The 12,640-nt window shown below is 29.5% G+C and carries 15 protein-coding genes and 2 pseudogenes; 6 read left to right on the forward strand and 11 right to left on the reverse strand.

Annotated elements, in window-relative coordinates:
* Window positions 1-3 precede the first annotated feature (3 nt).
* The 4 genes and pseudogenes from ACZ1HD_RS01060 (at window position 4) to ACZ1HD_RS01075 (ending at window position 2,367) form a co-directional block, all read left to right on the forward strand.
* Entirely contained in the window at window positions 4-381 is a 378-nt protein-coding gene (locus ACZ1HD_RS01060) for a TraR/DksA family transcriptional regulator (RefSeq protein ID WP_472688389.1), read from the forward strand.
* A gap of 106 nt (window positions 382-487) precedes the next feature.
* The gene (locus ACZ1HD_RS01065) at window positions 488-1,081 is read left to right on the forward strand and encodes a hypothetical protein (protein WP_472688390.1); all 594 of its coding nucleotides are present in this window, start codon (window positions 488-490) and stop codon (window positions 1,079-1,081) included.
* A 42-nt stretch (window positions 1,082-1,123) separates the two neighbouring features.
* Window positions 1,124-1,739, forward strand: a pseudogene (locus tag ACZ1HD_RS01070) (lipoprotein signal peptidase).
* Between the two features lie 31 nt (window positions 1,740-1,770).
* Entirely contained in the window at window positions 1,771-2,367 is a 597-nt protein-coding gene (locus ACZ1HD_RS01075) for a DUF4230 domain-containing protein (protein WP_472688391.1), read from the forward strand.
* Between the two features lie 55 nt (window positions 2,368-2,422).
* On the opposite strand, the gene ACZ1HD_RS01080 is transcribed toward ACZ1HD_RS01075, so the two are convergent.
* The 5 genes from ACZ1HD_RS01080 to ACZ1HD_RS01100 all read right to left on the reverse strand — a co-directional run bounded on the left by ACZ1HD_RS01080 (window position 2,423) and on the right by ACZ1HD_RS01100 (window position 5,721).
* Window positions 2,423-2,599: a hypothetical protein gene (locus ACZ1HD_RS01080; RefSeq protein WP_340931566.1), complete on the reverse strand. Its 177-nt coding sequence runs from the start codon at window positions 2,597-2,599 to the stop codon at window positions 2,423-2,425.
* 27 nt (window positions 2,600-2,626) lie between these two features.
* Window positions 2,627-2,716, reverse strand: a complete 90-nt coding sequence (locus ACZ1HD_RS01085; RefSeq protein WP_472689423.1) for a T9SS type A sorting domain-containing protein — start codon at window positions 2,714-2,716, stop codon at window positions 2,627-2,629.
* A 275-nt stretch (window positions 2,717-2,991) separates the two neighbouring features.
* Window positions 2,992-3,327 carry a hypothetical protein gene (locus tag ACZ1HD_RS01090; protein WP_472688392.1) on the reverse strand — a complete coding sequence of 112 codons (336 nt, stop codon included), beginning with the start codon at window positions 3,325-3,327 and terminating at the stop codon, window positions 2,992-2,994.
* A gap of 578 nt (window positions 3,328-3,905) precedes the next feature.
* Complete coding sequence (locus tag ACZ1HD_RS01095; protein ID WP_472688393.1) at window positions 3,906-4,130, reverse strand: hypothetical protein; 225 nt, start codon at window positions 4,128-4,130, stop codon at window positions 3,906-3,908.
* A gap of 865 nt (window positions 4,131-4,995) precedes the next feature.
* Complete coding sequence (locus ACZ1HD_RS01100; RefSeq protein WP_472688394.1) at window positions 4,996-5,721, reverse strand: hypothetical protein; 726 nt, start codon at window positions 5,719-5,721, stop codon at window positions 4,996-4,998.
* A 1-nt stretch (window position 5,722) separates the two neighbouring features.
* Between ACZ1HD_RS01100 and ACZ1HD_RS01105 the strand changes: the two genes are divergently transcribed.
* Complete coding sequence (locus ACZ1HD_RS01105) at window positions 5,723-5,875, forward strand: hypothetical protein (RefSeq protein ID WP_472688395.1); 153 nt, start codon at window positions 5,723-5,725, stop codon at window positions 5,873-5,875.
* Window positions 5,876-6,005: 130 nt separating this feature from the next.
* Here the strand turns inward: ACZ1HD_RS01105 and ACZ1HD_RS01110 are convergent, their stop codons facing one another.
* The 6 genes from ACZ1HD_RS01110 to ACZ1HD_RS01135 form a co-directional block, all read right to left on the reverse strand.
* Window positions 6,006-6,299, reverse strand: a complete 294-nt coding sequence (locus ACZ1HD_RS01110; protein WP_472688396.1) for a hypothetical protein — start codon at window positions 6,297-6,299, stop codon at window positions 6,006-6,008.
* 318 nt (window positions 6,300-6,617) lie between these two features.
* Window positions 6,618-7,211: a phage tail protein gene (locus ACZ1HD_RS01115; RefSeq protein WP_472689424.1), complete on the reverse strand. Its 594-nt coding sequence runs from the start codon at window positions 7,209-7,211 to the stop codon at window positions 6,618-6,620.
* Window positions 7,212-7,336: 125 nt separating this feature from the next.
* Window positions 7,337-8,017, reverse strand: a complete 681-nt coding sequence (locus ACZ1HD_RS01120) for a response regulator transcription factor (protein ID WP_340931562.1) — start codon at window positions 8,015-8,017, stop codon at window positions 7,337-7,339.
* Between the two features lie 12 nt (window positions 8,018-8,029).
* A complete protein-coding gene (locus ACZ1HD_RS01125; protein WP_472688397.1) occupies window positions 8,030-8,431 on the reverse strand; it encodes a sensor histidine kinase in 402 nt (133 codons plus the stop codon).
* A 50-nt stretch (window positions 8,432-8,481) separates the two neighbouring features.
* On the reverse strand, window positions 8,482-8,673 hold the full coding sequence (locus ACZ1HD_RS01130) for a histidine kinase (RefSeq protein ID WP_472688398.1): 192 nt from the start codon (window positions 8,671-8,673) through the stop codon (window positions 8,482-8,484).
* Window positions 8,674-10,239: 1,566 nt separating this feature from the next.
* A complete protein-coding gene (locus ACZ1HD_RS01135; protein ID WP_472688399.1) occupies window positions 10,240-10,638 on the reverse strand; it encodes a hypothetical protein in 399 nt (132 codons plus the stop codon).
* Between the two features lie 183 nt (window positions 10,639-10,821).
* Here ACZ1HD_RS01135 and uvrC point away from each other — a divergent pair.
* Window positions 10,822-12,614: pseudogene (gene uvrC, locus ACZ1HD_RS01140) on the forward strand (excinuclease ABC subunit UvrC).
* The last annotated feature ends 26 nt before the right edge of the window (window positions 12,615-12,640 follow it).

The following is a 12,640-nucleotide window of genomic DNA, read 5'->3' on the forward strand; positions in this document are numbered from 1 at the left end:
AATATGTCAGATGTTAAGTTAAAGTACTCAGATGCTGATTTACAAGAATTTAAGGAGATTATAGAGAAGAAAATTGCCGGAGCAAAGGCAGATTTAGCTTTGTTAGAAAGCTCTTATAAAAATGATGCTAGTAATGGTACAGATGATACTTCGCATTCTTTTAAATCTTTTGATGAAGGCTCTGAAGTAATGAGCAAAGAAGCAAATGTGCAATTAGCAATTAGGCAAGAAAAGTTTATTAGAGATCTTAAAAATGCTTTAATTCGAATAGAAAATAAAACGTATGGTATTTGCAGAGTAACGCGTAAATTAATACAAAAAGAACGTTTAAAGTTAGTGCCACATGCTACACTAAGTATCGAGGCAAAACGCAAACAATAATTTAAAAAAGCTTTCAAATAACTTGAAAGCTTTTTTTAATTAACAAACTAAATAATATGCGCGCAATTTTTTTGCTTTTATTAAGTTTTATTTCTTCGGTTACTGTTTGTCAAAAAAAGGTTTTAAAAAAATTACAAGTACATCGACAGCAGTAGCAATTTCTACGGAAGGCTTAGATAGCTTTACTTTAGAAAACTCAGACTCTAAGTTTTTAGAAATCTTATTATATGCAGAAAACCCAAACAAACAACATATTATTGTTGATGAGAAAAATAAAGAATTAGAAATTAAATTTAAAATTCCTGATTTAAAAACACCGGAAGCGGTTTTTAGAAAATACATTACAGAAAGGTTAAAAAGAGCATCAGCAACCATAAAAATACCAAAAAATAGAAATGTTGCCATTTTTGGTGAATATGTTAATATACAAAGCAAAAGTTTTAAAGGAAACCTTAGAGTATTTTTAGAAAACGGTATTGTAAAATTAGATACCATACAAAAAGATTTAGAATTAAAAATTTATGCTGGTAACGTTTTTGGAAAGATAAAAAACGCAACTATAAACGTAGTTTCTAAAAACGGAAAGATAAAAATTGATAGTGCTTTTTATCAAAAAGAATATCAGGAAATAAATAGTAAAAACTTTAAAAAACTTACTATTACATCAAATAAAGGGAATATTTACTTAACGCACTTATAAAGACAATAATATTGTTATTTTTGTGAGCACAAATTAAAAAAAATGTCAAAAAAGAAACTGGCAATATTTACAATAGTAATCGCTATTTTATTAGATCAAATTATTAAAATTTATGTAAAAACCAACTTTGCTTTAGGTGAAGAGGTATTGGTTTTCGATTGGTTTCGAATTCATTTTACAGAAAATAATGGTATGGCAATGGGCTTCGAGTTTGGCGGTAAAGCCGGTAAACTATTTTTAACTTTATTTAGATTGGTGGCGGTTTCTGCAATAATTTATTGGTTAATTGGTAATATCAAAAGAAAAGTGCATAACGGTGTAATTATTGCGATTTCATTAATTTTTTCGGCGCAGTAGGTAATATTATAGATTCTGTTTTTTATGGTGTTATTTTCGATCATTCTAACCATCAAGTAGCAACATTATTTGCAGATAAACCTTACGGAAACTTGTTTTACGGTAAAGTTGTAGATATGTTTTATTTTCCTATTTGGCAAGGAACTTTACCGAATGGATTCCTGTAATTGGTGGAGATTTTTTTACGTTTTTTCAATACATATTTAATCCTGCAGATGCTTTTATTAGCGTTGGTGTAGCACTTTTATTTATCTTTAGTAAACAAGCGTTTCCAAAAGAAGAGCAAACAGTAAAAGACTAAACTTTTAGTATCTTTAGAAAAAGATTTAAAAATGCGTTTTCTAAAATATGCTTTGGTGTTTCTCTTGGGTTTTATTCTTGCAAAATTGTGGTATAAAAAAGAGAACAGTACCGTTAAGAAAGAAGAAATTCAGGTTGTAGTAAATTCTATCAAAAACCTAAGTAAACTTGTTGTTTCTAAAGGTATTTTTTCTGAAGTTTATAATTATTCTGACTCAAAAAAATATTTTTACAATTACCTTTCATTTGATAAAAAAGCTATTGTAACTGTTACTGCTTCGGTAGAAGTTGGTTATGATTTATCTAAATTAGAACTTCAAATAGATTCTATTGGTAAAACTATTTACATCAATAAAATACCGAAAGAAGAAGTAAATATTTCTCCGGACATTAAATATTTCGATTTACAGCAAAGTAGTTTCAATTCCTTTTCAAATTCTGATTTAAATAAAATCAATAAAAATAGTATTCTTAAAATAGAAGAAACTATAGAATTAACTGCTTTAAAACAAAAAGCAAAAGAAAGACTCTTAGAAGAATTGTCTAAGATATATCAACTAACTGCAACTTATAATTGGCAAGTTGTAGATAATACAAAAGAAAATTTGTTGGATGGTTTTACAAAATAAAGGCAATAAAAAAACCGATACAATTAGTATCGGTTTTTTCTGAAAAAAGTATTGTTTAAAAACCAACACCTGGATCTTCTGGACTTTGTGCCTGAGATTTTTGTGGGTTTAAAATCATATATGTTCCTAATGCTGTTAAAGCAGCATATTTACCATAATTACCTATTTTTTTTATTGCTTCTTTTCTAGTAATTTCTTGAGCAATATCTTGATTTTTCTTTGTGTCTTTCATGATTTCTTGTCTTTAAAATTACTGTTATTATTCTAAAATTATTTTCTTGTTAACCTTGCTGTTGTTTGCTTTTATATTTACTAAGTATACACCGGAGGCTAATTTAGGTAAAGAAATATTTTTAACACCAGTAGAGTTAAAAGATACTTGTTTAACTTTTTTCCCAACATGTTAAATATAGTTAGTTTTGTATTTCCTTCGGTAAACCTGTAACTCTTAAATTAGAATTATCTGTTTTAAAAACACTAATATTATCTGGATTTAAATTAGTTTCTACACTTAAAGATTTAGCAGATTTGGTATGAATGTAAAATTTACCTACACCATTTACTTCTTCTGCAAGTGTAATTTTGTAATTTTCATTTGATAGATCGATAAAACGATTGTTTATTTTATCTTCTAAGAAAACATTGATGCTTTCTCGGTATATTTAAACTTTCTACAGAAAAAGTTAATGTTTTATTAGCTTTAGAAATTACACCTACAGGAATTACCATGTTTTCAAAATCATTGTTTGGTAAGGTTTGTATAGCTAATTTTTCGCCATTGTTATCACTTATTAATTCAGTAAATACTGCAAAATCATAAGTAGTACCACCAAACATTTTAGAGTCATAACCATTATCGTGTCCTGTTGTTTTTCCATCTATATAAAATACTTGTGTAGATGAGGTATTTTCTTCACTTTGTAATAATAATTTAAAAGAAGGTTTTGGTGCTTCTTTCATAAATGTTTCTGTACCTTGATGACTCTGCTTATTTGTGAAAAAGATAACATTATCATTTGCATTTGCCTCTATAAAAAATCCTTGAGCAGGAGCAATTTCAATAGGGTTAGCATTATTATGAGTTACGTATTGTGTGCCATTCCAGAACCAAAATGTTGAATTACTAATAACCGAATTATCACTAGCTAAACCAGCAGAATTAAAATAACAAGTATATGGATTTCCTAATAAGTTAAAATTATTTCTAGAACCAGTACTTACAGGAAGACCATAATTAGTAGTAATTAAATTTCCTGTAATAGATACATCTCCAGGTGCAGCTAATTTTACAGAAAATCCATAACCAGGAACTACACTTCCGGTAGAAGATAAATTAGCATATGTCCAAGGATCGACTGCATTGTTTGTATATAAGCCAATACCTAAATTAGCACTAGAACCTGTAGCAAATGTATGATTTGCAATAATATCTTGTTGCGTTTCTCCTGAAACAGGTGCGCCAACTAAATACCAATTGGTGGTAGGTAAATTTCTACTATAAGTTACTTTATTATTTGTTGTTACTGCTGCATTTGCAATTAAAGTAGCACCGAAGCAATGTTTATAGAGTTTACTATAACTGCTGAAGAAATTGTTGGGTAATTTGTGATTCCGGTATTAGGAATTACAACACTAGCAGCACTGGTTGGTATAGTATTCGTATCCCAGTTTCCTGCAGTTGCCCAATCGTTACTTAAAGTACCTGTCCAAGTTATTGTAGGGTTTCCAACATAGATATTTGCAGTACTACCAATACTATTCAAAGTTAAGTTCGCATTATTTCCAGCATTATCTTGTAATGTTCCGCTATTAGCATTTAAGGCTCCAACTGCAATTCCATCAGTATCTAAGTCGCCTGCTTGAACAGTATATCTAAAAAGTAAGGCACTAGTTCCTGAACCGCTTTGATAAACAGCTTGCTGAGTAGTTGAACCAATTGTAATTGCAATTTGTGGAGAACCACCAGTAGTATTTACTGTTATATTTTCACTTAAATTAACTGTAAAATCTAAGTTTTGACCTGAAGTGTAAGTTGCATTTGCAGGAACAGAAACACTATTTACAGTAGGATTAACACCATCAATAACAATTGCTTTATTATTACCTAAGGAATTTGCAGCACCAGGAGTTGGTAATGTTAAAGTAGCATTATTTCCTGCAGTATCTCTAATTGTTCCGCTATTTAAAACTAAAGAATTATTAGCGACATAATCTAAGTCAGCACTTACATCACCTGCTTGTACAGTATAATTAAAAGTTAATGTATTTGAACCACTACCGAAGTGTAATTTACGGTTCTGTCTGTAGTACCAGTTTCTAAAGTAATTTGTGGTGTACCTGTAACAGCTACGCTTTCAGAAAATGAAACTGTAATTGCAATATTATCTCCAGCTTTATAGCTTCCATTTACTGTAGAAGAACTTATACTAGTTACTGTAGGTGCAAGTCCATCAATAACAATTGCTTTATTATTACCTAAGGAATTTGCAGCACCAGGAGTTGGTAATGTTAAAGTAGCATTATTTCCTGCAGCATCTCTAATTGTTCCGCTGTTTAAAGCTAAAGAATTAGTAGCGACATAATCTAAGTCAGCACTTAAATCACCTGCTTGTACAGTATAATTAAAAGTTAATGTATTTGAACCACTACCGAAGTGTAATTTACAGTTCTGTCTGTAGTACCAGTTTCTAAAGTAATTTGAGGAGTTCCTGTAACAGCTACGCTTTCAGAAAATGAAACTGTAATTGCAATATTATCTCCAGCTTTATAGCTTCCATTAGTAGTTGAAGAACTTATACTAGTTACTGTAGGAGCAAGACCATCAATAACAATTGCTTTAATAGCACCTAAAGAATTGGCTGCACCAGGAGCTGGTAAAGTTAATATAGCGCTTTTACCACCTGCATCTAGAATACTTGTGCCAGCAGTTAAAGAATTTGTAGCCAAATAATCTAAATCTGTACTTGTGTCACCAGATTGAACAGTATAAGTAAACAAAAGAGTATTACTTCCACTACCAGTTCCATTATAATTTATAGTTCTATCTATACCACCAGTTTCTAAAGTTAATTGAGGTGTACCTGTTACAGTAACATTTTCAGAGAATGCAACACTAATTATTATATCACTACCAACACTATATGTGCCGTTAGCAGTAAAAGAGTTTACTTGATTTACAACAGGTGCTACTGCATTTGAAATAACTGTAGTTGTATTATTAGTATCAGTAGCAGTTCCATCATCAATAACAACAGTAAAAGTTGTAGTTTCTGAGGTACTAGACCTGTTATCTGTAGGGTTAAAAGATAAAGCTCTTAATGCGGTTTGCATTGCTGTAAACCCTCTATTATTCATTATGTACGATGCGCCGTTAAAAGAATCTGCACCGTTTATTACACCTTTAGCATTATTATCTAAAGTAATAGTAGCTGTTAAATTATCCCCATCAGCATCTGTAGTTGTTATTGAAGAAAAAGGAGTTATTGTGTTATTATCATTTACTGTTTGATTTGCTGATGTGCCAGCAATTATTGGTGCGGTATTAGGTGAACCAAGTGTTACACTATCTAAAACAAATTGTTCTGATGTTGTGTAATTAGATGTAATTGTAATTTCAGTTACTGAAGTCCAATTTAATGTTATGTTAAATGCATTTCCACTAAAGTTAGAATTTGCTGTAGTAACAACTGTATTACTTCCACCAGTTGGAGTGAATGTCCAAATTCGGATTCTGTATTAGCAGTACTAGCCATCTTTAAATCAGTTACATTAACTGCTTGATTAAATGTAATAGTCATAGCACCAGTTTCTGCAGATACACTATGAAATACAGCTCCATTTGTAGTTCCTAATGCTCCACCTAAGCCAGCAGAATTAAGATAGGAAGTTTGATCTGGGTTAGAACTGTTCGAGTTTTGTATTCTAACAGTCATTGTGGTACCGAGATAAAGTTTCTACTACTGTTTTAGGATTAGCCCCACTTGTGTTATCCGTAGTAGTAGCATCCGAAATATCAAAAGTTTGTGAGTTGGTTATATTGGAAAAAAAGACTAGAAATATAGTTAAGGAGAATATTTTACGATACTGTATGTTTTTACTATTCAAAAATAAATAATTGTAAAGTTGTTGCATAGGATTCTTTTTAATTATGGTTTTTATGTTGATATAGAGGTGGTTAAGAAAAAAATAGTAAAACTTTCGTATAAATTTTACTTTACACAAAAGTTTTAGATTATTGTAATTTAATACTCTTAGCTTCTAGAAGGAAAAACACCTTGTAAAGCAATAATATAATTAATGGTTAAATAAGGTTGCATGTTATTGTGTGGTTGGCTACCTCCATTGTTTAAAACGGTTAGTCCAGCATTACTGCTTAATGTTTGTCCATTTACAACGTTTCCATTCGTTGGTGGGCCAAAAGCTTTTACTTTAGTAGTGTTTAAGCCACTACCAAATTGTGGGGCAGCAGGTATATCTCCAGCTGCTGGAGTTTCATTTACGGCAGGTGCAGTACTTAAAAGAACATGTTGATCCGCAGCAGTATTACTAGTTAAATGATTATGAGAAGGCATTTCAAGAGTTGTTAATGTATGAACTTCTTGTCCGCTTCTAGATCCTAGTCTTCTGTCAGACAGTCCTGGTCCTCTACCAGAACTAACAGGTGCTCTACCACGTAAATCCGGTAATGCAAAACTTGTTCTACCGTCTCCACCATAAGTGGTTCCTAAAATTGAGAATAAAGCTGAGTTTTGTGCAATTGATAATAATTGTCCTTGGCATAGTGCCCAACCTCTTGGGGCGAAGTTACCTGCGAACATACTAATTGATCCTAATAATGGGTCTATTGCTGCCATAATAATAAAGTTTTAGTTTGGTTAAAATATTGATAACAAACATACTAATTAATGTGGCTCTAATTAAGGGCGAAAGCACTCTTGTAAAAAAACAGGTATTTATACTTGTTTTTATATTATAAATTAAAATCTGGAGTAATTTCTATCAGTTTTTTCTGAATACCATAAATTACCAAACCAGCCACGTTTTTAGATTGTGTTTTTAGTAATAAGTTATTTCTGTGGCCTTCTACAGTTCTTGGACTTATAAAAAGTTTTTCTGCAATTTCTGCAGTTGTAAATTGCTCGCAAATAAGTTCTAAAACTTCTAATTCTCGTTTAGATAGTAAGTTTTTATCTAAATCGCTTTTAATACGTTTACCACTCGAAGAAATTATGTTTTCGTGTATTATTTTAAGTACTTTTTCATCATAGAAAAATCCTTTACTAAAAACTTCGTTTATGGTATGTATTACAGTTTTTGGATTGGTGTTTTTTAGCAAGTAAGAAGATGCGCCAACATCAATCATGTTTGTTATAAAAGATTTACCATCGTAACTTGTTAAAGCTATAATTTTAATGTTTGGATGCGATTTATGTATGGCTTTGGTAGCTTCGATACCATTCATCTCTGGCATTTTTAAATCCATTAAAATCACATCAGGAAACTCTTCTGTTGTATGAATAAAATTAAGTAATTCTTCACCATTACCGGCTTCAGAAACAACATTAAAATTAGGTTCTCTTTCTAATAGAAAACGCATGCCTTTTCTAAAAAGTTCTTCGTCATCTGCTATTACTATGTTAATTTTACTCATAACTTTAGGGTATTATATTGTAATTAAAATCTTAAAACCTTCGTTTTGTTTACTTTTTAATTGAAATTGACCATTTAATAAAGACACTCTACTTTCTATATTTTTAATGCCGAGACCTTTTTTATTTTCTATGTTTTCAGAATTAAAACCGATACCGTCATCTGCATAATCAAAATATAATTTGTTACTGTTATAATTAATTTTGATGGTACAATTTCTAGCTTTTCCATGTCTAACAGAGTTGTTAATTAGCTCTTGGGTAATTCTAAATAAATGCAATTCATTTTGTGGTGATAAATGTTTCTTTGGATATAAAATTTTATAATCAATATTAATTTTTCTACTATTATTAAAACTGTCTGCCAGTTCTTCTATGGCGTCTTTTAAACCAAACTGAGACAAAATTGGAGGCAAAAGATTGTGTGCAATTTTTCTAGCGCTTTCTAGAGTTTTATCTGTTACATCTAAAATACCTTCGTTAACAAATAAGTATTCTTCGGGCTTAATTCTCCGTCTTTTAAAAGATTTGCGTTTAAATTGATAACATTTAGCTTAGAACTAATATCGTCATGTAAATCTTGTGCAATTCTTTTGCGTTCTTCTTCTTGCGTTACTATTATAGATTGTATTATTTCTTTTTGATGGTTTATTTGCAAAGTTTTTTCTCTAACTCTTTTGCTACTATTTTTTTCTTGAGAAAAAGAAAAATAAAAGTAGGGCAGCTCCCATTAAGAGGAGTAATAAAACACCTATTAGTACAATAACAATCACTTGATCTTCTTTAGCAAAGAATTCTTCCATAAGGGGTTTTTGAAAAGTAAAAACGAAATTAAGGAAAAATTTTTATTTAAAAATAGTTGAAAATTAGCGATATAAAAAACCTAAGATAAAAAACAGGTATTTATACTTGTTGCTCTAGTTTTTTGTTTTTTCTAAAAATTTTATTCCATTCTACTACAATCAAAACTTGATAACATAAGTAAATAAAAGAGTTTAATAACCACAATAAACGTGTGGTTGTCGTTTGAATATTACCTGCAGAAAACAATAAGGTACTACAAATTAGGTATAAGAAAAAACCTGAATTAAAGTAGATGTACTTTTTGTTTTTAGAATCAATTTTTTCGATAAAAAAAACAAAACTAGAAATGATTAAAGGAATTGAAAATACAAGAATTTCTATACTATTAAAACGAAATAGCAAATCAGGTTTAAAGCAAAAAACTACAATAAGTGTTATTGGTAAAATTATACAGCTATATTTTAAGATGGTTTTTATTACTTGATTGGTTAAAACTGTACTAAAAAACAAACTCATTAAAATATATTGACCAATGGTAAATACATGAAAGAAAAATAAATTATTAATTTTTTTAAAAGCTAAATAAGAACTAATAATTTGAATGATTAAACTTAACAGTAAAAAGAAATACAAATATTTATAGGCAATAGATTTTTGCTTATACGTTATACTATACAGAATAACATTTATAAATAAAACAACGTAACCTAAGTAAATGAGGCTTTTTCTTACTATAAAAATTGAATCCATATAAATTGTTAAGATTGTAAAATGCTGCGATTAGATTTTATTCTTATTGAAACGAAATAAAAATTGTTTTCTAAAGTTTTTAATCCATTCTATTAAAACTGCCATTTGAAAAAATAAATACAGCAGTTGATTAATATCCCAAACATATGATTTAATGTGTTTAGTACCAAGGTTACCTAACAAAAAAATAAGTGTACTACAAAGTGTATAAACAAAGAAGCCGAATTAAAATAGATAAACCTTTTACTTGTACTTACTTCTATCTTTTTTAAAAAATACAGAAAACTATATACTAGAAGAGGCGTTGAGGTTAAAACAATTTCGAATTCACTCCATTTTCGATAGGCTTCTTCGTGTAAATAAAAATATGTTATAATAATAACCGTAAGAGCAATAGTAAAGCCTAAAATAAATTTAGCTACTTTTTTAAACTCAAGTATTTTTGAAAAAAAGACTTAGAAAAATAAATTGCCCAGTAAAAAAATAATGGCTTAAGTATAAATTATTATCACCTTTTGCGCTAATATCACTTGATATTTTTTGAATAACGCAACAAAGCACCAAATACATAATAAAGTATTTTAGTGCTTTGTAATTCTTGTTATAACTAGTTACAAATAATACAGTATTAAGTAATAAAATATAAATACCTAGCTCTGTAATAAATTTATCAACCTCCATTTAAAGGACTTTCTTCATCACAAACATTTGGGCAAGGTTCAGAGAAGTCATAAATATCTCCACCTTCATCATCTAAAGTAAGTCCGTCTTTAGAAGAAATCATATCTTTTCCATTTTTGTCTACACCAACCATCATTAATTTTTCGATGTATACTTTTTCTCCATCAACCATTGTTTTTTCTACGCCAATGTATGCTCTAACGCTTGCTGCGCCTTCATCTATAACTTCTTGTAAATCTTTTAAAGGAATGTTAAATGCTCTACAATCATTATAATTGTTGTAGCTGCTTTCTAGTTTACGCCATCTTTTAGCCCAGTCTTTTGCAATTTTTAAACTAATAGTGTTTCTTGGGTTTGGTTTTGGTATGTCGTTTGGTTTCGTTGACATTTGTAGTTAATTTAAGTGTTAATATTAAGTTTGGTTAGGCAATAAAAATATGTAAAATAATGTAAACTTGTGTGTTAACTATTAACTAATTACTAAAAATTAGGTGTTTATACTTGTTAAGTGTTAAAAAATAATCTAGTAATACATTCTTAAATATGTACTAAAAATTGGTATTTTCGTGCTATGTCTATACCTTCTTTAGAGCTTCAAATAAAAACCTTACCAAAAGAACCTGGTGTTTATCAATATTTTGATAAAAATGATGTAATTATTTATGTTGGTAAAGCTAAAAACCTAAAAAAAGAGTTGCTTCTTACTTTAATAAAAACCACGATAGTGGTAAAACAAGAGTTCTAGTAAAAAAGATTGTTCGTATAAAACACATTGTTGTAAATACAGAAACAGATGCTTTATTATTAGAAAACAATCTGATAAAAAAATACAAACCTCGCTATAATGTCTTACTAAAGGATGATAAAAGTTACCCTTGGTTGTGTATAAAAAAAGAGCGTTTTCCTAGAGTTTTTATGACACGTAGAGTTATAAAAGACGGGTCTGAATATTACGGACCATACACTTCTATAAGAACAGTAAGAGTTTTATTAGATTTAATAAAAGAATTATATCCTTTAAGAACATGTAATTACGACTTAAGTCATCAGAATATAAATGAAGGCAAATATAAAGTTTGTTTAGAGTATCATTTAAAAAACTGTAAAGGCCCTTGTGAAGCTTTGCAAACCGAAACAAATTATAACGAGTCTATAAAAGAAATTCGAAACATAATAAAAGGTAATTTTAAAGAAAGCCTAGAGAAATTTAATAGAATGATGTTAAATTTTGCTGAAAACATGGAGTTTGAAGAGGCGCAAAAAATTAAAGAAAAATTAGACTTACTTAGCAATTATCAATCTAAGAGTACTATTATAAATCCGTCGATAAATAATGTAGATGTATTTTCTATTATTTCTGATGAAACCCATGGTTATGCTAATTTTCTAAAAATTTCTAATGGATCGATTATACAGTCACATACCACTGAAATTAAAAAGAAGTTAGACGAAACAGATAAAGAATTATTAGAATTATTTATTGTAGAAATTAGACAACGTTTCGAATCGCAATCACCAGAAATTTATGTGCCTTTTAAAGTAGATTTAGGCGAAAATTTGAAAGTTACAATTCCTAAATTAGGCGATAAAAAACGTATTGTAGAGCTGTCTCAAAGAAATGCAAAATATTATAGACAAGAGCAATTTAAACAGGTTCAGATTGTAGATCCAGAAAGGCATACAAAAAGAATAATGGCGCAAATGAAAAAAGATTTACGCCTTTCTGTAGAGCCTCGTCATATAGAATGTTTCGATAATTCGAATATACAAGGTACAAACCCAGTTGCTGCGTGTGTTGTTTTTAGAGATGGTAAACCAAGTAAAAAAGAATACAGACATTACAATATAAAAACTGTTGTTGGGCCAGACGATTTTGGTTCTATGGAAGAAGTTGTTTTTAGAAGGTACAAACGTTTGCTAGAAGAAGACAAACCGTTACCACAATTAATTATTGTAGATGGTGGTAAAGGACAACTTTCATCAGCATTAAAAAGTTTAGAGGTTTTAGGTTTGCGTGGTAAAATTGCCATAATAGGTATCGCTAAAAGATTAGAAGAAATTTATTATCCAGATGATCCAATACCATTATATTTAGATAAAAAATCTGAAACCTTAAAGATTACGCAGTATTTAAGAAATGAGGCGCACAGATTCGGAATAACATTTCACAGAAATAAACGAAGTAAAAGTGCTATAAAATCTGAGTTAGAACAAATTCCGGATATTGGTAAACAAACAATTACTACATTATTGCGTAAATTTAAATCGGCAAAACGTGTAAAAGATGCTTCTCTAGAAGATTTAAAAGCTACAATTGGTAATTCTAGAGCTTTAAAAGTCTACAATTATTATCACAAACAATAATCATGAAAATAAAACTACTTTTTTTG

It is taken from the genome of Polaribacter sp. HA6-7, from assembly GCF_055693625.1.

Bases quoted from the DNA above. Each gene is read 5' to 3' on its own strand.
- ACZ1HD_RS01060 (WP_472688389.1), top strand. From the start codon at position 4: ATGTCAGATGTTAAGTTAAAGTACTCAGATGCTGATTTACAAGAATTT.
- ACZ1HD_RS01075 (WP_472688391.1), top strand. From the start codon at position 1,771: ATGCGTTTTCTAAAATATGCTTTGGTGTTTCTCTTGGGTTTTATTCTT.
- ACZ1HD_RS01080 (WP_340931566.1), bottom strand. From the start codon at position 2,599: ATGAAAGACACAAAGAAAAATCAAGATATTGCTCAAGAAATTACTAGA.
- ACZ1HD_RS01090 (WP_472688392.1), bottom strand. From the start codon at position 3,327: ATGAAAGAAGCACCAAAACCTTCTTTTAAATTATTATTACAAAGTGAA.
- ACZ1HD_RS01100 (WP_472688394.1), bottom strand. From the start codon at position 5,721: ATGAATAATAGAGGGTTTACAGCAATGCAAACCGCATTAAGAGCTTTA.
- ACZ1HD_RS01105 (WP_472688395.1), top strand. From the start codon at position 5,723: ATGTACGATGCGCCGTTAAAAGAATCTGCACCGTTTATTACACCTTTA.
- ACZ1HD_RS01110 (WP_472688396.1), bottom strand. From the start codon at position 6,299: ATGACTGTTAGAATACAAAACTCGAACAGTTCTAACCCAGATCAAACT.
- ACZ1HD_RS01120 (WP_340931562.1), bottom strand. From the start codon at position 8,017: ATGAGTAAAATTAACATAGTAATAGCAGATGACGAAGAACTTTTTAGA.
- ACZ1HD_RS01135 (WP_472688399.1), bottom strand. From the start codon at position 10,638: ATGTCAACGAAACCAAACGACATACCAAAACCAAACCCAAGAAACACT.